Here is a 24474-nt window from a genome sequence, read left to right on the forward strand (position 1 = left end):
CACATCCTCAGGCTGGTGACGACTGGTCGTAACAGCCGAACTCATCAGATACATGCAAACAGTATGCACGCATACTACAGGGCTGGCAAGATCCACCTCCGATCAACGTCCCCGGTCAGTACAACTAGAAGAGTCCCGCGCCGCCGGGAGACGGCCGAGCGCGCCGCGGCCCGGACGAAGAGCCTCCGTCCGGGCCGCGGCGTGTGGACTGCTGTCGTGCGCAATGCTGTCGTGCGCAGAGTCGATGTGCGCGCGCAGCGGGCGCATCCGCTCCGCGCGCCGCGCGATCAGGCGGTCTCGCCCTCGATCGTGCGCCGCTCGTCCGTGTCCTTGTCGCCCGAGCCGGCCGTCACCGAGCGGTCCGAGTGGGACACGCTGATCTTGCGCGGCTTGGCCTCCTCGGCCATCGGGATGCTCAGGCGCAGCACGCCGTCGGAGTACTCGGCCTCGATGCGGTCGAGGGCCACGCGGCTGCCGAGCGTGAGCTGGCGGGCGAAGGTGCCGCTGGGGCGCTCACGGGTGAGCCACGAGCGCTCGGCATCCCCCTGGTTGCCCTTGCGCTCGGCGCGGACGGTCAGGGTGCGGTCGTCGACGTCCACGTCCACGCTCGACGGGTCCACGCCGGGCAGATCGATCTCGGCGATGAACACGTCGCCCTCGCGGTAGAGGTCCATCGGCATGCCCACCGAGGCGGGGGTGCGGGTCAGATCGGAGAAGAGACGGTCCATGTCCTGGAAGGGAGCGAAGGTGCGAGCCATGGTGATCCTCCTTGCGTGCGTGTCGAATGTCCGATGACGGCGTCTGCACCCGGTGCGGGTGCCGTACGTGTCGAGGAGCCTCCGCGTGGTCGCGCCGTTCGTCCGGCCAGCGGCTCTCCGCGGCTGCTCACCCGGTCCAACAACCTGCGCGGCAGCGGTATTCCACAGTTGAGCCCACTAGGTTCACGTGATGCTCATCACAGGAGCGGAGGGCTCGCGTACTCTGCGCGGGACGGGGGACGCGACAGGACGATACGGAGAGGCAAGGGCCGTCATGCGCGAGATCGAGAAGCTGGACGCCGGGCTCGAGTACGACGTCACGGACCCGGAGGTCGACGCCCGAAAGCTGCGCGCGATCGAGCTGTGCGCGGCCCTCAACGCGATCCCGGTTCCGGACACCGCCGCGCGCGATGAGGCGATCCGCGCGCTGCTCGGCTCCTGCGGCGAGGGCGTGGCCCTGCTGCCGACCATCCGCTGCGACCACGGTGCGCACATCCACGTGGGCGACGACGTGTGGATCGGCGGGAACGCGACGATCCTGCCGGGCGTCACGATCGGCTCGAACGTCGTCGTCGCGGCCGGCGCCGTCGTGACCCGGGACGTGCCCGACAGCGCCCTCGTGGGCGGCGTCCCCGCGAAGGCCCTGCGCGAGCTCGAGGACGACGTCGAGCGGGGCTGATCGAGCGCGCCAGGAGCTCCCCTCCCCACCGCCCGCCTTCACGTCGCGCCGTCGCGTCCCGCGCCCTCAGACGCGCCGCAGGATCACCAGGGCGACCGCCGCCGAGACCACCTCGCCGGCGGCGAGGGCGACCCACACGCCGAGCGGCCCGGCGGCTCCGCCCAGCAGCACGAGCGGCACCCGGATCAGGACCAGCGTGCCCAGCGAGGTCGCGTCGGCCGCACGCGGCCTCCCGAACACCTGGCAGTACGCCGCGGCGACCGGGGCGATGCCCGCGACGGCCATGCCGATGGCGAGGATCCGCAGCGCGTGCACGGCGGTGCCGACGACCGCGGGATCGGTCACGAACAGTCCCACCATGATCGGGGCGGCCAGCGCGATGAGCAGCGCGGATGCACCGCCGTACGCGACGCTCGCCCGCAGGCTCAGCGTGCGCGCCCGCGCCACGCGCGCGGCGAGCCCCCGCCCGGCGTTGAAGCCGACGATCGGCTGCATGCCCTGGGCGATGCCCGTCTGCGGCATCGCGATGAAGGTCTGGACGCGCGCGCAGACCGCATAGGCGGCGAGGAACGCGGCGCCCGTGGCGGCCAGGGCCGTGTTCACGAGGATCGCCAGGAGGGTCGTGCCGATGCCGGCGAGGAACGAGGGCGCCCCGATCGCCACGATCTCCCGGGCGTCCGCCGGATCGGGCACGAGATGCGCGGGACGGATCCGGTAGGGGCGGTCGCGCTGGACGAGGAAGAACCACAGCGCCATCGACGCGGACACGGCCTGGCCGCCGAGGGTGCCCAGCGCGGCGCCCGTCACTCCCATGCCCGCCCCGAGGATCAGCAGGGGGTCCAGCACGATCTGCACGATGACGGGGATGATCCACAGCATCGTCGAGAACAGCAGGCGCCCCTCCGCCCGCACGATCGAGGAGAAGCCCGTGGACAGGACCGCGCCGGCGATGAGGACCTGCGCGTACGGACGGGCGTACGGGAGCATCTCCGCGGTCGCGCCGACGAGCCGCAGCAGCGGGTCCAGCGCCGCCAGGCCGATCACGGAGGTCGCCAGGGCCGCGCCCCAGAAGATCGTGAACGAGGTGCCCGCGGCGCGGGCGGCGGCATCGGGCCTGCCCGCGCCGAGGCGCCGGGAGACGAGGGAGGCGCCTCCCACGCCGACGGTCGTCGACACCGCGCCGAGCAGGAGCAGGAGCGGGGCCACCACGTTGACCGCCGCGAGCGCCGTCTCCCCGACGCCGCGCGCGACGAACCAGGCGTTCGTCAGGGCGTAGATCCCGAAGACCCCGACGGAGACGGTGGTCTGCGAGCAGCTCCACCACAGGAGGCGGCCGATCGAGTCCGTGGCCAAGGCCTCGGAGCGGGCCGAGGCCCGCGCGGGGACGCGGGCGGTGCCTCGGGCGTCAGGCCGCACCGAGGGCGCGCATGATGACGTCGAGCTGCTCGCGGCCGAAGACCGCGATGCCGGGATCGGCCCCCGTGCGGTAGCTGTTCTCGACCACGATGATGACCGCGAGGTAGAGCGAGTACAGGCAGCGGCGCGTGCGCTCGGACTCCGTGAGCTCGGTGATCCCGAAGCCGGCCATGAAGTCCGACGGGTCCCCGAAGAACGGGAAGTCCAGGCCGGTCAGGCCCGCTTCGATCAGCGGGTCGCCGTAGATCGCGCGCTCGTGGTCGAAGACCGCGACGATCCTCCCGTCGCGGATCATCGAGTTCTTGGCCCACAGGTCGAGCTCGACCAGGCGCGGCACCGTGACCTCATCGAGGGTGTCGGCGTGGCGGTTGAGCACCTCGCGGATCGCCGCCTCGGACCAGCCGAGCTGCGAGCCTGCGCGACGCCCGTCCGCCAGGACCTCCTCGATGGTCTGCGTGAACGCCTCGCGTCAGGTCGCGAAGCCCTCCCCCAGGATCGGCCCGAAGTGCGGTCCGACGACGGAGGTGATCTCGCGGTTGAGCGCGCCGAGCTGGCGGTGGCCTGCGGCGACGACCTCGGGCGGGAGGCCTCCGGCGTCGGCGGTGAAGCCGAAGTTGTCGGCGTCGATGTGCTCCATGAAGAACAGATCCGCGTCGACGATCTCGCGGCTCAGGTCGACGCGGAGGATCTCGGGGACGGGCACCGCGGTGCGGTCGGAGATCAGGCGCATGGCCTCGAGCTCGGCGCGCATCATGTCGATCTCGCGGGTCAGGACCGGCACGTCGGCGGGCGGCGCGATCTTCAGGACCGTGCGGCGGCCGCTGCGCAGATGGATCCGGTACAGGACGTTGAACCAGCCCTCGGTGATCTCCTCGGCGAAGCCGTCGGCCGTCGGGACCTCGTCATCGCCGAAGGCGCGTGCGATCAGCGTGCGCAGCACGGCATCGCCCTGGCGGTTCTTGGTAGTGCTCTCCATCGAACAGGACTCCTCGTGCGGCCCCGCCGCGACGGGGATTCTCATGCGGCCCCGTCACGGCAGAGCTCCGGACCTTCGGGGACGGCGCGCGGCGATGGGCGCCGTCGTGGCTCCGCAGGCGCCGAGAGCGGCTCGGCCGCACCCCGGTCAGGGGTGCGGCCGAGCCGTCGGCTGGGGGCCGCGGGGATGGTGCACGGTCGGGGCGCCCAAGCGTCGGGACCGTGCACCGCAGGCGTCATACCTCGGGCGCGGGTGCCGCCTCGCCGAGCTTGCGCGCCATGCGCACCACGCGCGCGGCCTGCTTCTCGAGCTCCTCGCGGGTGATCGACGGGAGGTCGCGGACGCCGGCGAGGCCGTCGAGGAGGGTCTTGCGGTCCTCCTCGCAGCCCGGCATGAACAGCTCGTTGCCGGCCTTGACGGTCGCGACGGCCGAGGCCCGAGGGTGCTTCATGTCCGTGCGGGTCATGGAGTAGACGACCCAGTCGGTCATGACCAGGCCCTCGTAGCCCCATTCGTCGCGCAGGATCGTCTCGAGCAGCTCGGGGCTCTCGGACGTGTGCACGCCGTTGATGAGGTTGTACGAGGTCATGATCGCGTGGGGCTGGGCCTCGCGGACCACGATCTCGAAGCCGCGCAGGTACAGGTCGCGTGCCGCGCGCTGCGAGATGCGGCTGTTGGAGTTCAGGCGGTTTGTCTCCTGGTTGTTGAAGGCGAAGTGCTTGACGGTCACGCCGCGACCCGGGTGTTTCTGGACGCCGCGGGTGATGCCGGCGGCCATGCGGCCGGAGATCAGCGGGTCCTCCGAGAAGTACTCGAAGTTGCGCCCGCACAGGATCGACCGGTGCAGGTTCATGGCCGGGGCCAGCCACAGGTGGGCGCCGAAGTGATCCATCTCGGCGCCGACGACGTCGCCGAGGGCCTCGGCCACGGCGGGATCCCAGGTCTGGGCGATCGCCGTGCCGATCGGGATCGCGGTCGCGTACTGCTCGAAGACGCGCTCGGGGGTGCGCTCAGGGGCGTTCGGGTCGACGCCGAAGGCCTCCATCGACGCGTCGTCCATGAGCTCGGCGAACAGGCCACCGAGGGCGTCTCCCAGCGGGAACTTGCCCTCGGCGTCCACGCCCACCTGCGGGACGATGCGCAGACCCGCGGGGCCGTCGGGCAGGATCAGCGAGGGCAGGCCGTCGAAGCGGGTCGTGGTCTGCCCGGCGGCGCCCACGAGGCCCTGGGAGGCCTGGCCGATGATCGACTGCTTCGACGCCTCGTCGGCGTAGTCCCCGAGGACGACGTACGTCAGCTCGTCGTCGCTGAGGCCCTGGACGAAGGCGAGGGCCTCGGAGAGGTCGACGGGCTCGGCGGTGTCCTCGCGGCGCAGCGCGGCGGCCTCGACGGCCAGGCGCGGGAGGTTGGCGGGGATCTCGACGGCCGCCGGCGCGGCGGGCTTCCAATCGGTGAAGCCGGGGTCGCCCAGGACGTCGTGCAGCTCGCGGACGACGGCGGTCTCGGCGACCTCGATGACGGCCGCCGGGGCCGTGTCGCGGCTCGAGGTGCCGACGCGCACGAGGTAGTCGCCCGCCTCGAGGACGGTGGCGTGGCGAGCGGTGTCGAAGGACGCGAGCTCGGCCAGGTCGAAGGCCACCGCGAGCTTCTCGGAGGCGCCCGGGGCGAGCTCGCCGGTCTTGGCGAAGCCGGCGAGGGTCTGGAACGGCTGGTCGAGCTCGCCGGCGGGGACCGACACGTAGACCTGCGCGACCTCCTTGCCGGGGCGCTCACCGGTGTTGCGCGCCTCGACCTCGACGGTCACGGCAGAGCCGTTGACGGTCACGGTGGCCCCGCCGAGCTCGAACGTCGTGTACCCGAGGCCGAAGCCGAAGGGGAAGATCGGGGCGACGTCGACCGAGTCGAGGTAGCGGTAGCCCACATAGACGCCCTCGCGATAGTGGGTGTCGTCGGGGTCGCCGAAGTCGCCCTCGGAGCAGTAGTCCTCCCAGGCGGCCCACGTGGTCGCGAGACGCCCCGACGGGTAGGCGCGGCCGAGGATGACGTCGGCGAAGGCGTCTCCGGTGGCGGCGCCCAGCTGGGACAGCACGAGGATGTTGCGCACGTCCTTGACGGGCGAGAGGTCGACGGGTCCGCCGACGTTCAGGGCCAGCAGGAAGGTCGAGAACTTCTCCTCGAGGGCGAGGATGTCGCGGATCTCGGACTCGGTGAGCTTGACGTCACCGGCCTCGGGGGTGCGGTCGTTGCCCTCGCCGGAGTCGCGGGAGAGCACGTAGATCGCGGCGTCGGCCTCGGCGTCGAGCGGGAGGTCCACCACCGGGGCGGGCTCGACGGCGCCCATTCCGAACATGAGGGCGGGAACGCCGGCGGCCTTCGCCCGGGCCTTGAGGTCCTCGACGAACTCGCGATGGTTCTTCTCGGCGATCTCGTCGTAGGCATCGAGCCACGCCTTGGACGAGATAACGAATCCCGCGCTCTCAAGCCCCTCCTCGACCGAGACGACATGACGGGAGTTGACGTCGCCGGAGCCGGTGCCGCCCTTGATGGTGCGGCGGGCGCCCGCGCCGTAGAGGGCGAGCGTGCCGGGACGCTCGAGCGGGAACGAGCCGTCGGTGCGCAGCAGCACCATCGACTCGGGCGCCACCTCCCGAACGGTCGCGAGGTGGTCGATCTCGTACTGGTTCATCGTCACGGGGACTCCTTTGGCCTGTCGCGCACGCGGTCGCGGTGTGTGTCGATGGCCGCGAGGCGCATCTAATAGTGAGTATCCTCTATTTCTCGTCGGAGGGGAAGGGGCGGGCGGAGCCCTCTCGGCGCCGCGCCTCCCACCACCGCATCCGCTCCCCGACCATGCGCTCGTAGCCGTTGCCGGTCGGCTCGTAGAACGTCGGCCGCTCCATGCCCTCGGGGAAGTAATCCTGACCGGAGAACCCGGTCTCGGTGTCCGGGTCGTAGGCGTACCCCTCCCCGTAGCCGAGCTCCTTCATCAGCCGCGTGGGCGCGTTGAGGATGTGCGCGGGCGGCATGAGGGAGCCGGACTCCTTCGCGGCCTTCCGGGCGCGGCCGAAGCCGCGATAGACGGCGATCGACTTCGGTGCCGTCGCGAGATAGACGACGGCCTGCGCGATCGCGAGCTCGCCCTCCGGCGAGCCCAGGCGCTCGTACACGTCCCACGCCGCGAGCGCCTGGTCGAGGGCCCGGGGGTCGGCGATCGCGACGTCCTCGGTCGCGAACCGCACGAGGCGGCGCGCGATGTACAGCGGGTCCTCTCCCCCGTCCAGCATCCGCGCCAGCCAGTACAGCGCCGCGTCCGGGTCGGAGCCGCGCATCGACTTGTGCAGGGCGGAGATCAGGTTGTAGTGCCCCTCCTGCGACTTGTCGTACTGCGGGGCCCGCCTCTGCATCAGCTCCGCGAGGCGGGTGACGCCGACCGGCTCCGTCCCGTCGGGCAGCGCCAGGAGCTGCTCGACGAGGTTCAGCAGGTAGCGGCCGTCGCCATCGGCCATCGCGATCAGCATCTCGGAGGCGTCCTCCGTCAACGGGATGCTCCGACCCGCGAGAGCCTCGGCGCGGGCGATGAGCTTCCGCAGGGCCGCGTCGTCGAGGCGGCGCAGCACGAGCACCTGGCATCGCGAGAGCAGGGCGCCGTTGAGCTCGAAGCTCGGGTTCTCCGTCGTCGCGCCGACCAGCACGATCGTGCCGTCCTCGACGTGCGGGAGGAAGGCATCCTGCTGGGCCCGGTTGAAGCGGTGGATCTCGTCGACGAACAGCAGCGTCCCCTGCCCCACCTCCCGCCGGCGCCGGGCGGCGTCGAAGACCTTGCGCAGGTCCGCGACGCCCGAGAACGTGGCCGACAGCGGCTCGAACACGAGGCCCGTGCGCTCGGCGAGGAGCCGGGCGACCGTCGTCTTCCCGCACCCGGGCGGGCCCCACAGGATCGTCGAGACGAGCCGCCCCTGGGCGACCATGAGGCCCAGCGGTGCCTCGGGCGCCAGCAGATGGTCCTGGCCGACGACCTCCTCGAGCGCCGCGGGCCGCAGACGGTCCGCGAGCGGTCGCGCCCCGTCGTCGACCTCGAACAGCGAGCTCTGCTCGCTCATGCCTCTCCTCCTTCTGGCCGGATCCACAGCCGCCGGGCACGGCAGCCGCCCGTCGTCGGTGCGCGGCGCCATGCTCGTCGCTGCTCCGGCGACCGACCGCCGCACTGAGCCGACCGCTGCACTGAGACGACCGCTGCACTGAGACGACCACTGCACTGAGCTGGGCCGACCGCCGCACTGACTCCCGATGCCATGACGGTACGCAGGGGGTCTGACGAACGAGCAAGGATCACCGCGCCAGCGCGCGCCGGCCCGCCCCACAGGACCCACGTCCCGGGTGTGACCTGCATCGCAGTCCTACGCTCGATGGAGTCGGAACGTCTCAACGAGGAGCGCTGACATCCGTGACCGCACACCGTGACCGCCAGGCCGTCCCCCAGCCCGCACCGCGGACGAGTCCGCCCGGCCTCCGCACGGCGGTGCCGGTCCTCGCCGCCCTGGTCGCCGCCGCGCTCGCCGGCTGCTCGAGCGCCCCGGCGGGGAGCGCCGAGGGCGCGGTCGGCGGCGGCGAGGCGAGCCTGGTCCTGCCCGATCTCTCGCAGGCGACCACGGCGATCGGCATCGACGGCCGCCTCCTGCTCGTCATCGGCATGGGCATCTGCCTGCTGGGCCTGGGCTTCGGGCTCATGACGTTCCTGCAGCTGCGCGCCCTCCCGGTGCACCGCTCGATGCTCGAGGTCTCCGAGCTGATCTACACCACCTGCAAGGCGTACCTCGCACGCCAGGGGCGCTTCCTGCTCATGCTGTGGGCGTTCATCACCGCGGTGATCGTCGTCTACTACGTGGCTCTCGTCGGCTTCGGCTGGGGCCGCGTCGCGATCATCGTCGCGTTCTCGCTGCTGGGGATGGGCGGCTCCTACGCCGTCGCCTGGTTCGGGATCCGCGTCAACACCTTCGCCAACGCCCGCACCGCCTTCGCCTCCCTGCGAGGGCGGCCCCACGACGTGCACCGCATCCCGTTGCGCTCGGGCATGAGCATCGGCATGGTCCTCATCAGCCTCGAGCTGCTGATGATGCTGATCATCCTGCTGCTCCTGCCCGCCGACATCGCCGGCGCCTGCTTCATCGGCTTCGCGATCGGCGAGTCGCTCGGGGCCTCGGCCCTGCGCATCGCCGGCGGCATCTTCACCAAGATCGCCGACATCGGCGCCGACCTCATGAAGATCGTCTTCAAGATCGACGAGGACGATCCCCGCAACCCCGGCGTCATCGCCGACTGCACGGGCGACAACGCGGGCGACTCGGTGGGCCCGTCGGCCGACGGCTTCGAGACCTACGGCGTCACCGGCGTCGCCCTGGTGACGTTCATCCTGCTGGCGGTCGAGAGCCCGGCCCTGCAGGCCACGCTGCTGGTGTGGATCTTCGCCGTCCGCGCGGCGATGATCATCGCCGCCTGGGCCGCCTACGCGCTGAACTCCGCGATCGTCCGCTCCCGCTTCGGCGAGGCCGAGCGGATGGACTTCGAGAAGCCGCTGACCTCGCTGGTCTGGCTCACGAGCATCCTGTGCGTGGCGCTCACCTTCGGCGTGACCGCCCTGGTCCTGGGCGATCAGCCCGATGCCCTGTGGCTGAAGCTGTCGGCGATCATCACCTGCGGCACCCTCGCCGGGGCCCTGATCCCCGAGCTGGTCAAGGCCTTCACCTCCACCAACTCCCGCCACGTGCAGGAGGCCGTGAAGTCCTCCCGCCACGGCGGGGCCAGCCTCGACATCCTCTCGGGCGTCGTCGCCGGCAACTTCTCGGCGTTCTGGCTGGGCATCGCGATCGTGGGGCTGATGAGCATCGCCTACCTCGTGTCCCTCACGGGTCTCGAGGACCTGATGCTCGCCCCGGCGGTGTTCGCCTTCGGCCTCGTGGCCTTCGGCTTCCTCGGGATGGGGCCCGTGACGATCGCCGTCGACTCCTACGGTCCCGTCACGGACAACGCGCAGAGCGTCTACGAGCTCTCGCGGATCGAGGCGGCAGAGGGGATCGACGCCGAGCTGCGGGAGGACTTCGGGATCATCCCCCAGTGGGGCCGCGCCAAGGACATGCTCGAGGACAACGACGGGGCGGGCAACACGTTCAAGGCCACCGCCAAGCCGGTGCTCATCGGCACCGCCGTCGTCGGCTCCACGACGATGATCTTCTCGATCATCATCGGCCTGACCGATCACCTGCGCGAGAACGTCGAGAACCTGTCGCTGCTGCACGCCCCGTTCCTGCTGGGTCTGATCACGGGCGGCGCGGTCATCTTCTGGTTCTCCGGCGCGTCCATCCAGGCCGTCACGACGGGCGCCGACCGCGCCGTGTCGTTTATCAAGGACAACATCCGCCTGGATCCTGGGGCCGAGCGGGCCAGCGCCGAGGACTCCCGTGCGGTCGTGGACATCTGCACCAAGTACGCGCAGCAGGGGATGCTGCTGATCTTCCTCGCGGTGTTCTTCGCGACGCTGTCCTTCGCGTTCGTCGAGCCGTTCTTCTTCATCGGCTACCTGATCTCGATCGCCGTGTTCGGCCTCTACCAGGCGATCTACATGGCCAACGCCGGCGGCGCCTGGGACAACGCCAAGAAGGTGGTCGAGGTGGACCTGCACATGAAGGGGACGCCGCTGCATGAGGCCGCGGTCATCGGCGACACCGTGGGCGACCCGTTCAAGGACACCTCGTCGGTGGCGCTGAACCCGATCATCAAGTTCACCACCCTGTTCGGGCTGCTGGCCGTGGAGCTCGCGGCGAGCCTGACCGCCCAGGGCATGGGGACGCTCGTGCACGTCCTGTCCGGGGCGTTCCTGCTCCTCGCGCTCGTGTTCGTGCACCGCTCCTTCTACGGCATGCGGATCCAGGAGTCCGATGCGGAGGAGCTCACGGAGGATCTCATCGAGGAGGCGGCGTCATGAGGATCGCGATCAAGTGGGACGGCGTGGTGATCGGCCCCGAGGGCACGGTGACCGGGCACGAAGCCGGGGACACCCTGGTGCGCCGTCTGATCCGGATCTTCGAGCGTCCGATCGTGATCGGGCCCGTCCAGCGGCGCTGCGAGGGCTTCGACGAGGTGCCGCTGGAGTTCCTGGACCCCGCCGAGGCGGTGGTCGTGAACATGGACGTCGCCGACTCCCCGCAGGTCTACTCGGCGCTCGCGAGACGCGGGACGCCGCGGATCATGAACTTCGTGTGGCGGCCCGTGCCCACTGGCGGGCCCCTCGAGCAGACCGCGGCGTTCGCCCTGTCCTGCGCCCTGTTCCCCACCTTCGCCGACGCGCAGCGCACCGCCGGAGAGGTGCGCGACCTCGTGCACCGCTGGACGGTCGCACCGCTCGCCGCGCAGGCCCGCCTGGCCTGGGTGAACCTGGGCTTCCGCCTCGACCACGTGCAGCCGCGCCGTCCGACCGACGTGCCGCTCGTCCTCTACCCGGCGATCTACCTCTCCCCCGCCAAGCGCCCCGACGTCTTCTTCGAGATCGTCGAACGGGTCCGCCTCGCGGTGCCGCTGCGGGTCGAGATGCGTCTGCACGAGTCGCACCTGGTGTCCGAGCAGGCGATGCGGCTGTCCGCGAAGGACTGGGTGCGCACGGGGCCGCTCACGGCCACCCGCACCTCGTACTGGGAGGCCCTCGCCCGCACCACCGCGTTCTTGGCGACCGCCGAGGAGGAGTCCTACGGACTCCTGTACATCGAGGCGCTCGGCGCCGGGGTGGTCGGCATCCTCCCGGACCGCGACTGGGCGCGGGAGCTGGTGCCCGACGCCTATCCGTTCCTGTACCGCGACCAGGCCGAGGCCGAGCGCATGCTCACCCGCGCCCTGCGCGAGCCGGAGGCCTGTCGGGCGGAGATCGACGCCAGCGCCGACGGCTCCTTCGGGCGCTGGGTGGCCGAGCACCACAGCGACGACGCGTTCGACAGGGCGATCACGGCGCGCGTCGCCGAGTGGTTCGGCGCCTGAGCAGGGCCGCGGCCGGGGTGCGAGCGGGGCCGTTCCCCGGTCGTGACGTGCCGGTCCGGGAGACTGCTGTCGCCCCGTGGCCGGATCGGCTCAGCCCGCGTCCAGCGCCGCGACCATCGCCTCCCGGCCGATCTGCACGGCCTGCTTCTGCACCGCGACGGAGCTGCCGACCACGGAGATCCGCGGGGCGCCGACGGGCGGGTGCACCTGCAGCACTCGCGGGTCGGTGGCCATGAGGCGCTCGACGTCGCGGGCGACCTCGTTGCGGGTGCGCCAGGCCTCGGAGGCCCCGACGGCGTGGCGTGCGAGCCAGCGTCCCACCGTGAGCCGCCGGGCCGGGTGGGTGCGGCGCAGCTCGAGGCTGGGGACCCGGGTGCGCAGCGCGAGCACGTGCGTGGTGCCCTGGGCGAGGGCGTGGCGGACGGGCACGTTGTCGGCCAGGCCGCCGTCGATGAAGGAGCGCCCGCCCAGCTCGACGGGCGGGCCCGAGAGGACGGGCAGGCGCGAGGTGGCCTTGAGCGCGAGTGCGAGGGTGGCTCGGTCGCGGATGAACGGGGCCAGGTCCGTGCACTCCCCGGTCTCGATGTCGGTGCCGGTGGGGTGGTACTCGACGTCGCTGGCGAGGACGTCCTCGAAGCCCAGCGGCGTGACGGTCTCGTAGATGTGGTCGATGAGGGTGTCGCCGTCGACCACGGGGCGGCGGCGCAGGGCGTTGCCCGGGCGGATGATCGCCCGCATCGATTCCGGCTCCCACCAGCCGTGGACGTTCGCGCGGGCCCGCCCGCACACCAGCCAGGCCCCGTTCAGGGCACCGGCCGAGGAGCCGTGGACCGCGTCGACGGCCTGCAGGATGCCCCGCTCCTCGAGCTCGCACACCATGCCGCCGGCGTACGCGGCGCGCGAGCTGCCGCCCTCGAGGACCACGGCCAGGCGCGCGCCGTCGTCGCGATGGAGCGGGCGCGAGCCGCTGGCGAGGCGCGAGCGGATGAGGTCGAGGACCGGGTGGGCGGGCATGGGAGGAATCCTCCCACTCGGACGGACCTCCGTCCCCGTCCGCCTCGGGGAAGGGCCGATAGGCTTCCGGGACCAGCTGGGGAGGCCAGCGACCTCCCGCGTCCCGCGTGTGATGGAGGAGCTCAGGTGCCGCGCCGCAGGACCGTTCCGGATCCCGCCGCCGATCGGGCCCTGGACCGGGACTGGTCGGTCTGCGAGGCCGACGAGGCGGTCGCCGCGCAGGGCGCGGACGCCGAGCGGGGGCTGACCCGCGAGGAGGCGGATCGACGGCGCGCGCAGCACGGGCCCAACGAGCTGGACGCCGCGCCTCCGGAGCCCGCGTGGCGCCGCTTCGCGCGCCAGTTCGCGGACCCGCTCGTCTACCTCCTGCTCGCCGCCGTCGCGGTGTCTCTCGCGGCATGGGCCGCCGAGGGCGCCGCGGGCGTGCCGATCGAGGCCCTGGTGATCGTCGCGATCGTCCTCGCCAATGCGCTCCTGGGCTTCTTCCAGGAGGCCCGTGCGGCCGATGCCGTCGCGGCCCTGCAGTCGATGAGCGAGGTCACCGCCGGGGTGGTCCGCGACGGGCGGACGCAGCGGATCCCCGCCGCGCAGATCGTGCCCGGCGACATCCTCCTGCTGGGCGAGGGCGACTCCGTCGCCGCCGATGCCCGGCTGCTGCGGACGGCGTCGCTGCAGATCGCGGAGGCCTCGCTCACCGGGGAGTCGCAGCCGGTGGTGAAGTCCCCCGCCGCTCTCGCGGAGCCCGCGCCGCTCGGCGACCGCGCATCGATGGTCTTCAAGGGCACCGCGGTCACCCAGGGCACGGGTCGCGCCGTGGTCACGGGCGTCGGCATGGGCACGGAGATGGGCCGGATCGCCGCGATGCTCTCGTCCACCGAGGACGAGAAGACCCCGCTCGCCCAGGAGATCGAAGGCGTGGGGCGGGTCCTGGGCATCTCGGTGATCGTGATCGCCCTGGTGATCATGGCGACGATCGCCCTCACCAGCGGCGTCCATTCCCTGCGCGAGGCGATCGACATCCTCCTGGTCGGGGTGTCCCTGGCCGTCGCCGCCGTGCCCGAGGGGCTGCCCGCGATCCTGTCCGTCGTGCTGTCCCTCGGCGTGCAGGCGATGAGCCGCCGCAACGCGATCATCACGTCCCTGTCCTCGGTCGAGACGCTGGGGTCGGCGTCCGTGATCTGCTCCGACAAGACGGGCACGCTCACCCGCAACGAGATGACGATGGTGCGCTCGTCCACGAGCTCCGGCACGGCCGAGCTCGAGGGCATCGGCTATGCGCCCGAGGGCCGGGTGCTGGTCGACGGGACGCCGCTGCCCGAGCACCCCGAGTCGCTGCCGCAGCGCCTCGAGCAGACCGCTCTGCTGGTCGGCGGGGCGCTCGCCTCGGATGCGGTGGTCGAGCGCCGCGAGGGCGCCTGGGAGGTCCTCGGCGACCCGACCGAGGCCGCGCTCGTCGTCGCCGAGCGCAAGGCGGGGCTGCGGTCGCAGCGCGAGGGAGCGCTTCGCCCGCGTCGGCGAGGTGCCGTTCACCTCCGAGCGCAAGATGATGTCGGTCCTCGTGGAGGACTCCGCCCCGGCCGGGTCCGGGGACACCCTCGTCGCCCCCGCGGAACCGTCCGTCGACGCCGGGGACCCGTCCGTCGGCTCCGGGGACCCGTCCGTCGGTTCCGGGGATTCCCCCGTGCTCCTCGTCGCCAAGGGCGCCCCCGACGTCCTGCTCGAGCGCTGCACCCACCGCCTCGTCGGCCAGGAGGCCGTTGCGGTGGACGACGAGGCGAGGGCGCGCGTCGAGGAGGACATCCGGGCCATGAGCTCCGAGGCCCTGCGGACCCTGGCCGTCGCGCTGCGGCCCCTGGACCGCGCAGAGCTCGCGCGGGTGACGCGGGATGACGGCGGCATCGACGCGGATGCGGCCCTCGACCTCGAGCGCGACCTCGCGCTCGTCGGAACCGTCGGGATCATCGATCCGCCGCGGACCGAGGCGGCCGCGGCGATCGCCGAGGCGCACCGCGCCGGCATCCGCGTCATCATGATCACGGGCGACCATCCGGCCACGGCGCTGCGGATCGCCCAGGAGCTCGGCATCGCCCGTGAGGGCGACCGCGCGCTGTCGGGCGCCGAGCTGAGCGCGATGTCCGAGCAGGAGCTGCGCGATGAGGCCCAGGAGGTGTCCGTCTTCGCGCGCGTGGCGCCCGAGCACAAGCTGCGGATCGTCTCCGCGCTCCAGGAGCATGGTCAGATCGTGTCGATGACCGGTGACGGCGTGAACGATGCGCCCGCCCTGAAGAAGGCGGACATCGGGGTGGCGATGGGCATCACGGGCACCGAGGTGTCCAAGGAGGCCGCCGACATGATCCTGGCCGACGACGACTTCACGTCGATCGTCTCGGCCGTCCGCCAGGGCCGCGTGATCTTCTCCAACATCCGCAAGTTCCTGCGCTACCTGCTGTCCTCGAACATGGGCGAGGTCCTCATGATGTTCCTGGGCGTGGTCCTGGCCGGCTGGTTGGGGCTGACCGGCCACGGCGAGACCCTGGTCGTGCCGCTGCTGGCCACGCAGATCCTGTGGATCAACCTGGTCACCGACTCGGCCCCCGCCCTCGCGATGGGCATCGACCCGGAGACCGGGGACGTCATGGCGCGGCCGCCGCGACGCTCCGCGGAGCGGGTGATCGACGCGCGGATGTGGGGCGGAATCCTCAGCATCGGACTCGTGATGGCCGTGGTGACGCTCGTGGCGATCGACATGGAGCTGCCGGGCGGGCTCATCGAGGGCGACCAGTCCGTCGCGAGCGCCCGCACCGCCGCGTTCACCACGCTGGTGCTGGCCCAGCTGTTCAATGCGCTGAACTCGCACTCCGAGACCGTGTCGGCCTCCATCGGCTCTTCGTCAACGGCTGGCTGTGGGCCGCGCTCGCCTTCGGCGCGGCGGCTCAGGTGGCCGTGGTGCACGTGCCGTTCCTGCAGGCGGCGTTCGGGACGGAGGCGCTGAGCCTCGGGCAGTGGGCGATGTGCCTCGGGCTCGCGTCCTGCGTGCTGTGGTTCGACGAGCTCCGCAAGGCGGTGCTGCGGGGGCGGGAGCGCGCCGGGGGCTGATCTTCCGGGCTACGCCCGGGCGGGCCCCGCCAGCCCGATGCACGAAACGCGGACCGCGGGACGGTTGGAGACGGCTTGCACGGACAGCACTCGGTCAGGCGCGGGCTCGGTGTCTGGCCACCAGTGCATCGTTCGCCGCCCGCCACCGCTCGGCCATCGAGACGCCGCCGTGCCCGTCGCCCTCGTCGATGATCAGCTGGGATCCCGGCCATCCGCGGTGCAGGCGCCACGCGATCGAGGCGGGACCGGAGACGTCGCGGCGCCCGTGGATCAGCGTCGCCGGGATCCCGGCGAGGCGGTCGAGCCGGTCCAGGATCGGCGGGTCGCAGAAGCCGTCGTGCGACCAGTAGTGCGTCACGAGGCGGCAGAAGGCGAGGCGGAACGCGTCGTCCTCCCACCGCGGGTCACGGCGCAGACCGCCGGTGCCGATCGAGATATGCGTGTCCTCCCACAGCGCCCACTCGCGGGAGGCCGCGTCACGGACGGCGGGGTCGGGGTCCTCCATCAGGCGTGCGTACGCCGCGACGAGGCGGCCTCGCCCGCGGGCGTACCCGATGCCGGCGCCCTCGGCGTGGGAGGCGAGGCGGTCCCAGGCCTCGGGGAAGATGGTCCCGACCCCCTCGGTGATCCAGTCGATCTCCATGCGGTGCGTGGTGGTCACGGCGAACAGGACGATGCCCGCGACCCGCCCAGGGTGGGCGAGCGCGTAGGCGAGGGCGAGGGTGGAGCCCCAGGAGACGCTGTTGAGGATCCAGCGGTCGACGCCGAGGTGCTCGCGCAGGGCCTCCATGTCGGCGATCAGGCGGTCGGTATCGTTGGAGGCGAGCGACACGGACGGGTCGCTCGCGTGCGGAGCAGAGCGTCCGCAGCCGCGCTGCTCGAATCCGATGATCCGCGTGCGCGCCGGGTCGGCCTGGCGCCGGTACCCGCTCCTGCCGAGTCCCCCGCCCGGGCCGCCGTGCACATACAGCAGGGGGACGCCGTCGGGGCTCCCCCACTCCTCCCAGTAGATGCGCTGGCCGTCGCCGACCTCGAGGAGGCCATGGGCGCGCGGGGCGTCGGGAGCCGGGGGCGGGGTCGGCGCCGGGTTCGGAGGCAGGGAGCTCATCGCTCGGCCCCGTCGACCGCCGCGAGCCGCCAGCCATCGGAGGACTCCTCGGCCGACGAGCGCCGTGCCGCCCGCTGGTACTCCTCGCCCCATGCCCGGAGGCTCTCCAGCACGGGGTCCAGGCTGCGCCCGGCATCCGTGAGCCCGTACTCCACGCGGGGCGGGACCTCGGCGTAGGCGCGGCGCCACACCAGCCCGTCCTCCTCCATGGCGCGCAGGGCGGCGGTCAGGACCTTCTGACTGATGCCGCCGACCGCCTCCTTGAGCTGGCCGAAACGGAGGTCGGCGTGCATGAGCTCACGAAGGATCAGCACCTTCCACGTGTTCCCGATCAGCAGCAGCGTCGTCTCCACCGGACAGTCCGGCAGGCCGCCGCGCGCCGCGACGGAAGTTCGAGCAGGCGCGGAGGTTCGAGCAGGCGCGGAGGTTCGAGCAGGTGCGGTCACCGCGATCACCCCTTCAGTTTCCGTTCGGTTTCTAGTATCTCTTGGATACTACAGTGCTCAGCGAACGTCACCTCACGCAACGATCATCACCCCACGGAAGGACCGCACACCATGCGCATCGCCATCATGGGAGCGGCCGGCAAGGCCGGAGCCCTCATCGCCCGCGAGGCCCTCTCGCGCGGCCACGACATCACGGGCTTCGGCCGCTCGGCCAAGCCCGGCGTGGACGTCGTCAAGGACGCCCTGGACCTGACTGCCGAGGACCTCGCCGACGTCGACGTCGTCGTGGACGCGCTGGGCTTCTTCAACCCGGAGAACCTCGATCTGCACACCACGGCAGCCCTGCACCTGGCAGATCTGCTGGCCGGCGCCGATGCGCGCCTGCTCATCGTCGGCGGCGCCGGCTCCCTGTACGTCGACGCGGAGAGGACCACGCCGCTCCTCGAGACCTCCGACTTCCCCGACGCCTTCGTCCCGCTCGCCCGTGCCCAGGCCGCCCAGCTCGCCGCGAGCCGCGAGCGCACGGACGCGGCGTGGACCTTCATCAGCCCCGCCGCGGACTTCCAGGCCGACGGCGAGCGCGAGGGCGGTTACGTCCTGGCCGGGGATCTCCTCGAGACGGGTGCCGACGGGACGAGCCGCATCTCCTACGCCGACTACGCGATCGCCGTGGTCGACGAGGCCGAGCGCGCCGAGCACGTGGGCGAGTGGATCTCGGTCCACGCGGCCTGACCGCGCGCTCCTCGCGCGTCGCATCGGCGCACGCCCCGTGCGAGCGGCTCTGGCGCGCGCTCGCCCTCAGCGGCTCACCCCCCCTGGCACCGACCGGGCGCGCTCAGCTCACGGCGCCCAGGCGCTCCTTTCCGGACTCCCCGGCGAGGTGCGCCTGGGCGCTGCGATGCTCCGCGGGGATCCGATCCGTCGGCAGTGCGCGCACCGCACCCTCGGTCCCCGCGGCGACGGCCTGCTCGTAGTACCAGGTCTTGAACTCCAGGACGTCCAGCACCTGCTGGAGCTCTCGCATCTCGCGCTCCATGGCCTCCTTGCGCTCTCGGAAGAGCTCGAGGCGTTCCGGCAGGGTCGCGTCGCCCTCGACCACCATGTCCATGAAGGCCTTGATCTGCCGGATGGACAGCCCGGAGGTCTTGAGGCAGTCGATCACGCGGCACGCTTCCAGGTCCTGGTCGCTGAAGGCCCGGCGCCCGCTGGCGCTGCGCTCCACGGCGGGCAGCAGCCCCTCGCGCTCGTAGTAGCGCAGCGTCGAGGGCGCGACGCCCAGCTGCGCCGCCACCTCGCCGATCGTGTATGCCACTGGTTGCGCCTCCCCGCCTCTTGACCTGAAGCTGACTTCAACTTCTATGTTGTGAGCATGACGCACACCGACCAGACCGCGCAAGCCGACACGACCACTACCCTGGCCCTGACCTCCGAGTGGGACAAGGTGTTCCCTCGCAGCGAGGCCGTCGAGCACGAGAAGGTGACCTTCCGCAATCGCTTCGGCATCACGCTGGCCGCCGATCTCTACCGCCCGCGCAGCGCCTCCGGACGCCTCCCGGCGCTGGCCGTCGCGGGCCCCTTCGGCGCCGTCAAGGAGCAGTCCTCGGGCCTGTGCGCCCAGACGATGGCCGAGCGCGGCTTCCTCGCCCTCGCGTTCGATCCCTCGTACACCGGCGAGAGCGGCGGCACCCCGCGCCGCGTCGCCTCCCCCGACATCAACACCGAGGACTTCTCCGCCGCCGTGGACTTCTTGTCCACGCACGAGGGCGCCGACCCCGAGGCCATCGGGATCATCGGCATCTGCGGCTGGGGCGGCATCGCCCTGAACGCGGCCGCTCTGGACCCGCGCATCAGGGCCACCCTCGCCTCGACCCTCTACGTCATGACGCGCATCGCCACCCGCGGCTACTTCGATGCCGAGGACTCCCCCGAGGCCCGCATGGCGGACCGTCGCGCACTGGCCCGGCAGCGGACGGCCGACGTCGTCGCCGGTGAGAACCAGCGAGCCGGCGGCGTCCCCGACGAACTTCCTGCGGACGCGCCGCAGTTCCTCATCTACTACCACGCCTACTTCAAGACGGAGCGCGGCTTCCACGAGCGCTCCGGCAACTCCACGGACGGCTGGAGCACCACCTCGAACCTGTCGTGGATGAACACCGAGCTGCTGCGCTTCGCCTCCGAGATCGAGCACCCGGTGATGGTGCTGCACGGCGAGAAGGCGCACTCCCGCTACATGGGCGAGGACGCCTTCGCGCAGCTCACGGGCGATGACAACGAGCTCGTGATCGTGCCGGGCGCCAGCCACACCGATCTCTACGACGGCGGAGACGCGGACGCGATCCCCTTCGATACGATCGAGCGGTTCTTCACCGCGCATCTGGGAGGCACGCGTGACTGACCCCGACGACCGCACGGAGGACCGCACGAACGACAGCGCTGAGGGCGGCACCGAGGACAGCATCGAGGAGCCGCGCTGGCGCGCCGCGGACATCGAGGGGCTCGCCGAGCTCCTCGCCGCCCTCGACGCGGGCGAGACGATCCGCGGCGACTCCCCGCACCACCGGGCGATGCACGCCGCCAGCCAGGAGGCGCTGCGCCTGGCCGCCGAGCTGAACGGGCGCTACCGCTCCCCCGAGGAGGTCACCGCGATCATGAGCGCCCTTACCGGGCGCCCGGTCCCCGCCTCGTTCCGCGTGTTCCCGCCGTTCACCGCCGACTTCGGCCGGAACCTCCGCATCGGCGAGGACGTCTTCCTCAACAGCGGATGCCGCATCCAGGACCAGGGCGGCGTCGAGATCGGCGACGGCGCGCTCATCGGCCACAACGCCGTCATCACGACCCTCAACCATGATCTCGACCCGGCCCGCCGCGCCGACATGCACCCGGCCCGCGTGCGCATCGGGCGCGGCGCCTGGCTGGGCGCGAACGTGACGGTCCTGCCCGGAGTCACGATCGGGGAGCACGCCGTCATCGGCGCGGGCTCCCTCGCGACCAAGGATGTCCCGGCCCGCACCGTCGCCGTCGGGAGCCCGGCGCGGGTCGTCCGGACCATCGGCGAGTGAGAGGGCAGGAGGACGCCACCATGATCGTCACCGTCAACGGCCACGACCTCGAGCTGGAGCTCGCCGACAACCGCTCCGCACAGGCGCTCGTCGACCTCGTCGGCACCGAGGGCCTCACCCTCACGATGGAGGATTACGGCGGCTTCGAGAAGGTGGGGCTGCTCCCCCAGCGCCTGCACGCCGACGACGAGCAGATCACGACGGGGCCGGGGGACGTGATCCTGTACCAGGGCGACAAGCTGGCCATCTACGACGGCACCAACAGCTGGAGCTTCACCCGGCTCGGACGCATCACGGGTGTCGGCGAGCAGGAGCTCCGGCAGGTGCTCGGCCCCGGCGATATCAGCGCCACGCTGCGGCGGTCCGGCACCGAGGGCTGAGGCCGCGCCCTCGACCTCGACCTCGACAGATGCACCACGACCTGCGCGCCTTCGACGAGGAGCTGACCACGACGCTGGGCCCGACCGTCCGGCCCACGGATCCGACAGGGAGACACCAGCGTCCCAGGAGTCCTCGATGCCGCACGTCACGCTACCCGCGCCACAGACACGGGAGACCACCGCGCGCTGCACATCCCCCATCGAGATCGGACGACCGCGGCTTCTAGCTCGACCACGATATCGGCACAGTGAAGAGCAGCCAGAGCATCGAATGCGGGAATCGCACCCATGTCGCGATCGTGCGCCCGGCGCTCTCCACCCATCAACTGCGCAACGCCCGCTCACCCGAGCACCGAGCCACCGCCGCCCCCACGAGAGGATCGGGCGTCGACGTCACGCCTTGCCTCCCGGCGACATCATGAATACAGTGTATTCACTGAGTGCGAGGAGGACCGATGAGCACCATGACAGTGCGCATGAGCGAGCAGGACGCTGAGCTCGTCCGCAGGTTCGCCAAGTTCGAGGGGGTCACGATCTCCGACTTCGCACGTACCGCGATCTTGGAGAGGATCGAGGACTCCTACGACCTCCACGAGCTGCGCGAGGCCATCGCGCAGGACTCCGGTGATCGCTACAGCATCGACGAAGTCCTCTCCGACCTCGCCTGATGACTGAACACGGCGCCCCCTACCGTGTCGAGCTCACCGCCCGGGCCCGCAAGCAGCTCGGGAAAATGGATCGCTTCGACGCCCGGATTCTGGCGACGTGGATCAAGAACAACCTCGACGGATGCGCCGACCCGCGCGCCTTCGGTAAGGGCCTGACCGCGAACCGCTCAGGCGAATGGCGCTACCGTGTGGGCTCCTACCGAATCCTCGCCCTCATCCACGATGACGTCGTCACGATCGAAATGTTCTCCATCGGGCGCCGCGACACGGTCTATTCCGACTAGCCCCAGAGCTACACGTTGAAGCGGAACTCGACCGAGTTGCGGAACGTAGAACCATCTGCGCGATCGCTCAGACAGGCACAGGAGTCCAGAGCCGGTCGATGGGCATCACATGCAGCCGGTCCTCGTAGGTGTAGGAGCGGCTACCGGTCGTCAGCATAATGCCGCCGATGAACCTCTCCCCCAGCAGGTCGCGAAGCTGGGCAAGACCGCGGTACTCCTTCCCCGAGGCCCGTTCGCTGGCTTTGACCTCGAACGCGACGACTCGCCCATCGTCGTACTCGATGACGAGGTCGACCTCAGCCCCATCACTCGTACGCCAGTGCCCGAGCGTGACGGGATCATCGAGCCAGGACGCCTGCTTGCGCAGCTCCCCGACGACGAAGGTCTCCAGCAGGTGCCCGAAGTCAGTGAGCGACGTCGGGTCGATGCCGGTGACCTTCTCCGGCGTGAGCCGGAGCAGTCGGGCAGCCAGCCCGGAATCGACGACGTGGACCTTCGGCTTCGCACTCACCCGCGAGCGGAGGCTCTTGCCCCACGCGGGGAGACGCACAGCCAGGAACAGGTCCTCGAGGAGCCGGAGATGGCTCTCCGTCGTCTCCCTGTTGGTCCCTACCCTTTCCGCCGTCGCCGCCACGTTCAGCAATTGACCGGTCTGCGCCGCGATATGCCCCAAGAGATCGGCCAACGCTTGACGCTCGCGGATTCTGCTGAGCTCGACGGCATCGCATTCGACGGACGCCCGAACGAAGTCATCGAACCAACGGGCTCTGGCCGAGGCTGACCGACGCAGGGGCGAGAGGCATTCCCCCGTAGCACACACGGTCGACATAGTCGGGCCGCGTGGTCGACGAAGACGGGACGGCACTCACGACGCCGTCGGCATCACCCGCGAGCGCCTCGAGCAGGTTCTCCCGCACCCCCTCGAGTTCCCCTTGGGAGAGCGGCCAGATGACGAGCGAATGGAGCCGGCCGGTCAGCGCCTGTGCCGTCGCCGGCAGAGCGTCCTGCCTCGTCGACCCCGTGATGATCGCCGTGCCCGGGGGGCTGCCTTCACGGTTCAGCCGGGCCTTGAGCGCATCGAGGATGTCTGGAACCCGCTGGTACTCGTCGATGCAGATCGGGGCCCCGGCGCGCACCGAGGCGGCCAGGTTCCCCTGGATCGCCTCACGCACTTCAACGTCGTCGAGGTCGATCACCGAGCCGCCGGCTGTCTCGGCGAAGCCGCGGAGCACCGTCGACTTGCCCACCGATCGTGGACCATGCAGCGCGATCACCGGCTCGGTGCGGATCTGTTCGGCCAACAGATCGCTGACGCGGCGTGGTACAAGTCCATCGAGCTGCATGCCGCCACCCGAGCAGGACCAACTATGCCAACCCTACAAACGTGAGCACCGCAAACCAGCAGACGTGAGCCTCTCGATCCAGCAAAAATGAGCGCCCAAGCCCCATGAGCCAAGGATCAGACGTTGAAGCGGAACTCCACGGCGTTTCGCAGCTGGAGTGAGCCTTCGGAGGACAAGAATGGGCGTTGTTGCTCTCCCTTGGGCCAATTGTGTCGCACTTGGCCGCCCCGACGGTCAGCTGAGAATCCGTTTGACGAGCGGGAGCGCATATCGCCAGTCGTCGCCGTCTTGATCAAAGAGATCGGCGTCCTCGAACCAGGTTGCGTCCGCCTCCGGATGAGGGCCAATCAAGCCCACACTTCCATCGCCAAACCGATAACACGCGGCGGCGAGGTCGCCTGTCTCGTAATGGGCGTAGGCCTCAGCGCCGCCTACAGGCAACCGCGCGCCCTCTTGGAAGTAGGTCCATCGCAACGTGCCGCCCCACGTGACTGCCACCACATCATCCGTACTATCTTTCACAGGGAAGTCGGGAACGCCTACCTCACCCTCGACGGATTCACTGAAAAACCCGAATCCCTCGCTCCCTGCAAGATATGCACCCATGCAGATGCCGAGGTAGCTACCGCCGGTAGCCACAAAGTCACTCACCCCGCGGATGAAATCCGCAGGAAAACTCTGGGCAGCGGCACGAATATCGTCTCCACCGCCCGGCTGGGCGTAGAGAGCGACTCCAGAAAGGGCACTTGATTTGAGAGGGAATTCTTCATGCGGGCCGATAAACGCAACGTCCATACCAAGCGGTGATTGCGACAGTCGCTCAGCAAGAGTTTTCGAGCATCCTTCGCACCCCGCCGGGCCGCGGTACACGAGGGCGATCCGCGCATCCGGAGTCTCGTCGTCGTTCCTCCTGCTGATCGGTGCACATCCGTTCGCCAGCCCAGCGAAAGGGACCGTCAGCAGCCCCGCGAGGACTGACCGGCGCGACCGTCCAGCAGGTGAATCGAACGTACCCATCCTTCAATGCTAGTTCAGCTTAGTACACTGCCCAAAGCGACCGGTGCAGCCTGCTCCTGGCCTCTGATCGTTGAACGCGGCCCGAAGTCAGGGGCTGCTGCTCCTTCCTGCAGTCCAAGCGGACCAAGCGCCGACCACGTACGACCGGGCGGGCGCGCGGTGGCCCAATCGTAGGTATGGTCCCGATCGCGGAGCGAGGTGAGGACGC

The 24474-nt window shown here is 70.8% G+C and carries 24 protein-coding genes and 3 pseudogenes; 14 read left to right on the forward strand and 13 right to left on the reverse strand.

The window, feature by feature from the left end; genetic code table 11:
* Positions 1-287: 287 nt before the first annotated feature.
* Positions 288-758 (reverse strand): Hsp20/alpha crystallin family protein, encoded by a 471-nt coding sequence (locus FM110_RS09565; protein WP_087104545.1) that lies wholly within the window; start codon positions 756-758, stop codon positions 288-290.
* A gap of 274 nt (positions 759-1032) precedes the next feature.
* Here FM110_RS09565 and FM110_RS14840 point away from each other — a divergent pair, with 274 nt between their 5' ends.
* Positions 1033-1437, forward strand: coding sequence for a DapH/DapD/GlmU-related protein (locus tag FM110_RS14840; RefSeq protein WP_087104546.1), 405 nt, complete (start codon positions 1033-1035; stop codon positions 1435-1437).
* A gap of 66 nt (positions 1438-1503) precedes the next feature.
* Here FM110_RS14840 and FM110_RS09575 read toward each other — a convergent pair whose 3' ends face one another.
* The 5 genes from FM110_RS09575 to FM110_RS09590 all read right to left on the reverse strand — a co-directional run bounded on the left by FM110_RS09575 (position 1504) and on the right by FM110_RS09590 (position 7929).
* Entirely contained in the window at positions 1504-2790 is a 1287-nt protein-coding gene (locus FM110_RS09575) for an MATE family efflux transporter (protein ID WP_087104558.1), read from the reverse strand.
* Positions 2791-2842: 52 nt separating this feature from the next.
* A complete protein-coding gene (locus tag FM110_RS14300; RefSeq protein WP_327230689.1) occupies positions 2843-3301 on the reverse strand; it encodes a fructosamine kinase family protein in 459 nt (152 codons plus the stop codon).
* A 21-nt stretch (positions 3302-3322) separates the two neighbouring features.
* Complete coding sequence (locus tag FM110_RS14305; RefSeq protein WP_200810211.1) at positions 3323-3829, reverse strand: phosphotransferase family protein; 507 nt, start codon at positions 3827-3829, stop codon at positions 3323-3325.
* Between the two features lie 235 nt (positions 3830-4064).
* Positions 4065-6515, reverse strand: coding sequence for a glycoside hydrolase family 3 protein (locus tag FM110_RS09585; RefSeq protein WP_234992179.1), 2451 nt, complete (start codon positions 6513-6515; stop codon positions 4065-4067).
* A gap of 85 nt (positions 6516-6600) precedes the next feature.
* The gene (locus FM110_RS09590) at positions 6601-7929 is read right to left on the reverse strand and encodes a replication-associated recombination protein A (RefSeq protein WP_087104547.1); all 1329 of its coding nucleotides are present in this window, start codon (positions 7927-7929) and stop codon (positions 6601-6603) included.
* Between the two features lie 344 nt (positions 7930-8273).
* Here FM110_RS09590 and FM110_RS09595 point away from each other — a divergent pair, with 344 nt between their 5' ends.
* Both FM110_RS09595 and FM110_RS09600 read left to right on the forward strand, forming a co-directional pair.
* A complete protein-coding gene (locus tag FM110_RS09595; protein WP_200810213.1) occupies positions 8274-10808 on the forward strand; it encodes a sodium-translocating pyrophosphatase in 2535 nt (844 codons plus the stop codon).
* Positions 10805-11851 (forward strand): glycosyltransferase family protein, encoded by a 1047-nt coding sequence (locus FM110_RS09600; protein WP_087104548.1) that lies wholly within the window; start codon positions 10805-10807, stop codon positions 11849-11851. The genes FM110_RS09595 and FM110_RS09600 overlap by 4 nt, the downstream gene beginning before the upstream one ends.
* Before the next feature lie 90 nt (positions 11852-11941).
* Here the strand turns inward: FM110_RS09600 and FM110_RS09605 are convergent, their stop codons facing one another.
* Positions 11942-12865 (reverse strand): patatin-like phospholipase family protein, encoded by a 924-nt coding sequence (locus FM110_RS09605; protein ID WP_087104549.1) that lies wholly within the window; start codon positions 12863-12865, stop codon positions 11942-11944.
* On the opposite strand from FM110_RS09605, the pseudogene FM110_RS14845 reads away from it, so the two are divergent.
* From FM110_RS14845 to FM110_RS14860, 4 genes and pseudogenes are all read left to right on the forward strand, one after another.
* Positions 12800-14095: pseudogene (locus FM110_RS14845) on the forward strand (HAD-IC family P-type ATPase); the annotation flags it as partial. The gene FM110_RS09605 and the pseudogene FM110_RS14845 sit on opposite strands and share 66 nt — an antisense overlap.
* A 157-nt stretch (positions 14096-14252) precedes the next feature.
* A pseudogene (locus FM110_RS14850) lies at positions 14253-14540 on the forward strand (hypothetical protein); the annotation flags it as partial.
* A gap of 132 nt (positions 14541-14672) precedes the next feature.
* Positions 14673-15857: a cation-translocating P-type ATPase gene (locus tag FM110_RS14855; protein ID WP_327230692.1), complete on the forward strand. Its 1185-nt coding sequence runs from the start codon at positions 14673-14675 to the stop codon at positions 15855-15857.
* Positions 15803-15961 (forward strand): cation transporting ATPase C-terminal domain-containing protein, encoded by a 159-nt coding sequence (locus FM110_RS14860; RefSeq protein ID WP_327230688.1) that lies wholly within the window; start codon positions 15803-15805, stop codon positions 15959-15961. Before FM110_RS14855 ends, FM110_RS14860 begins: the two co-directional genes overlap by 55 nt.
* A gap of 94 nt (positions 15962-16055) precedes the next feature.
* Here the strand turns inward: FM110_RS14860 and FM110_RS09620 are convergent, their stop codons facing one another.
* Together FM110_RS09620 and FM110_RS09625 are read right to left on the reverse strand one after the other, a co-directional pair.
* On the reverse strand, positions 16056-17069 hold the full coding sequence (locus FM110_RS09620) for an alpha/beta fold hydrolase (protein ID WP_087104550.1): 1014 nt from the start codon (positions 17067-17069) through the stop codon (positions 16056-16058).
* A complete protein-coding gene (locus tag FM110_RS09625) occupies positions 17066-17422 on the reverse strand; it encodes a winged helix-turn-helix transcriptional regulator (protein ID WP_234992174.1) in 357 nt (118 codons plus the stop codon). The genes FM110_RS09620 and FM110_RS09625 overlap by 4 nt, the downstream gene beginning before the upstream one ends.
* A 204-nt stretch (positions 17423-17626) precedes the next feature.
* Between FM110_RS09625 and FM110_RS09630 the strand changes: the two genes are divergently transcribed.
* Positions 17627-18247, forward strand: coding sequence for an NAD(P)-dependent oxidoreductase (locus FM110_RS09630; protein ID WP_087104551.1), 621 nt, complete (start codon positions 17627-17629; stop codon positions 18245-18247).
* A gap of 103 nt (positions 18248-18350) precedes the next feature.
* Here FM110_RS09630 and FM110_RS09635 read toward each other — a convergent pair whose 3' ends face one another.
* Entirely contained in the window at positions 18351-18827 is a 477-nt protein-coding gene (locus FM110_RS09635; protein WP_087104552.1) for a MerR family transcriptional regulator, read from the reverse strand.
* A 57-nt stretch (positions 18828-18884) separates the two neighbouring features.
* On the opposite strand from FM110_RS09635, the gene FM110_RS09640 reads away from it, so the two are divergent.
* From FM110_RS09640 to FM110_RS09660, 5 genes are all read left to right on the forward strand, one after another.
* The gene (locus tag FM110_RS09640) at positions 18885-19910 is read left to right on the forward strand and encodes an alpha/beta hydrolase (protein WP_087104553.1); all 1026 of its coding nucleotides are present in this window, start codon (positions 18885-18887) and stop codon (positions 19908-19910) included.
* Entirely contained in the window at positions 19903-20574 is a 672-nt protein-coding gene (locus FM110_RS09645) for a DapH/DapD/GlmU-related protein (RefSeq protein ID WP_407641042.1), read from the forward strand. The genes FM110_RS09640 and FM110_RS09645 overlap by 8 nt, the downstream gene beginning before the upstream one ends.
* A 20-nt stretch (positions 20575-20594) precedes the next feature.
* Entirely contained in the window at positions 20595-20954 is a 360-nt protein-coding gene (locus FM110_RS09650) for a cyclophilin-like fold protein (protein ID WP_087104554.1), read from the forward strand.
* Positions 20955-21409: 455 nt separating this feature from the next.
* Positions 21410-21622 carry a type II toxin-antitoxin system RelB family antitoxin gene (gene relB / locus FM110_RS09655; RefSeq protein ID WP_087104555.1) on the forward strand — a complete coding sequence of 71 codons (213 nt, stop codon included), beginning with the start codon at positions 21410-21412 and terminating at the stop codon, positions 21620-21622.
* Positions 21622-21906 carry a type II toxin-antitoxin system RelE family toxin gene (locus FM110_RS09660; protein ID WP_087104556.1) on the forward strand — a complete coding sequence of 95 codons (285 nt, stop codon included), beginning with the start codon at positions 21622-21624 and terminating at the stop codon, positions 21904-21906. Before relB ends, FM110_RS09660 begins: the two co-directional genes overlap by 1 nt.
* A 67-nt stretch (positions 21907-21973) precedes the next feature.
* On the opposite strand, the gene FM110_RS14600 is transcribed toward FM110_RS09660, so the two are convergent.
* From FM110_RS14600 to FM110_RS13860, 3 genes are all read right to left on the reverse strand, one after another.
* Complete coding sequence (locus tag FM110_RS14600) at positions 21974-22591, reverse strand: ATP-binding protein (RefSeq protein ID WP_234992175.1); 618 nt, start codon at positions 22589-22591, stop codon at positions 21974-21976.
* 64 nt (positions 22592-22655) lie between these two features.
* Positions 22656-23249, reverse strand: a complete 594-nt coding sequence (locus FM110_RS14605) for an AAA family ATPase (protein ID WP_234992177.1) — start codon at positions 23247-23249, stop codon at positions 22656-22658.
* Between the two features lie 234 nt (positions 23250-23483).
* Positions 23484-24266, reverse strand: coding sequence for a BPL-N domain-containing protein (locus FM110_RS13860; protein ID WP_143276355.1), 783 nt, complete (start codon positions 24264-24266; stop codon positions 23484-23486).
* A gap of 104 nt (positions 24267-24370) precedes the next feature.
* On the opposite strand from FM110_RS13860, the pseudogene FM110_RS14985 reads away from it, so the two are divergent.
* Positions 24371-24474, forward strand: a pseudogene (locus FM110_RS14985) (IS30 family transposase); the annotation flags it as partial.

The organism is Brachybacterium nesterenkovii (assembly GCF_900163655.1).
Lineage (GTDB): Bacteria > Actinomycetota > Actinomycetes > Actinomycetales > Dermabacteraceae > Brachybacterium > Brachybacterium nesterenkovii.

Excerpts from the sequence above, each read along its gene's own strand:
- FM110_RS09565 (WP_087104545.1), bottom strand. The coding sequence starts at position 758 with ATGGCTCGCACCTTCGCTCCCTTCCAGGACATGGACCGTCTCTTCTCC.
- FM110_RS14840 (WP_087104546.1), top strand. The coding sequence starts at position 1,033 with ATGCGCGAGATCGAGAAGCTGGACGCCGGGCTCGAGTACGACGTCACG.
- FM110_RS14305 (WP_200810211.1), bottom strand. The coding sequence starts at position 3,829 with ATGGAGAGCACTACCAAGAACCGCCAGGGCGATGCCGTGCTGCGCACG.
- FM110_RS09585 (WP_234992179.1), bottom strand. The coding sequence starts at position 6,515 with ATGAACCAGTACGAGATCGACCACCTCGCGACCGTTCGGGAGGTGGCG.
- FM110_RS09590 (WP_087104547.1), bottom strand. The coding sequence starts at position 7,929 with ATGAGCGAGCAGAGCTCGCTGTTCGAGGTCGACGACGGGGCGCGACCG.
- FM110_RS09600 (WP_087104548.1), top strand. The coding sequence starts at position 10,805 with ATGAGGATCGCGATCAAGTGGGACGGCGTGGTGATCGGCCCCGAGGGC.
- FM110_RS09605 (WP_087104549.1), bottom strand. The coding sequence starts at position 12,865 with ATGCCCGCCCACCCGGTCCTCGACCTCATCCGCTCGCGCCTCGCCAGC.
- FM110_RS14855 (WP_327230692.1), top strand. The coding sequence starts at position 14,673 with ATGAGCTCCGAGGCCCTGCGGACCCTGGCCGTCGCGCTGCGGCCCCTG.
- FM110_RS09620 (WP_087104550.1), bottom strand. The coding sequence starts at position 17,069 with ATGAGCTCCCTGCCTCCGAACCCGGCGCCGACCCCGCCCCCGGCTCCC.
- FM110_RS09630 (WP_087104551.1), top strand. The coding sequence starts at position 17,627 with ATGCGCATCGCCATCATGGGAGCGGCCGGCAAGGCCGGAGCCCTCATC.
- FM110_RS09640 (WP_087104553.1), top strand. The coding sequence starts at position 18,885 with ATGACGCACACCGACCAGACCGCGCAAGCCGACACGACCACTACCCTG.
- FM110_RS09650 (WP_087104554.1), top strand. The coding sequence starts at position 20,595 with ATGATCGTCACCGTCAACGGCCACGACCTCGAGCTGGAGCTCGCCGAC.
- relB (WP_087104555.1), top strand. The coding sequence starts at position 21,410 with ATGAGCACCATGACAGTGCGCATGAGCGAGCAGGACGCTGAGCTCGTC.
- FM110_RS09660 (WP_087104556.1), top strand. The coding sequence starts at position 21,622 with ATGACTGAACACGGCGCCCCCTACCGTGTCGAGCTCACCGCCCGGGCC.
- FM110_RS14605 (WP_234992177.1), bottom strand. The coding sequence starts at position 23,249 with ATGCAGCTCGATGGACTTGTACCACGCCGCGTCAGCGATCTGTTGGCC.
- FM110_RS13860 (WP_143276355.1), bottom strand. The coding sequence starts at position 24,266 with ATGGGTACGTTCGATTCACCTGCTGGACGGTCGCGCCGGTCAGTCCTC.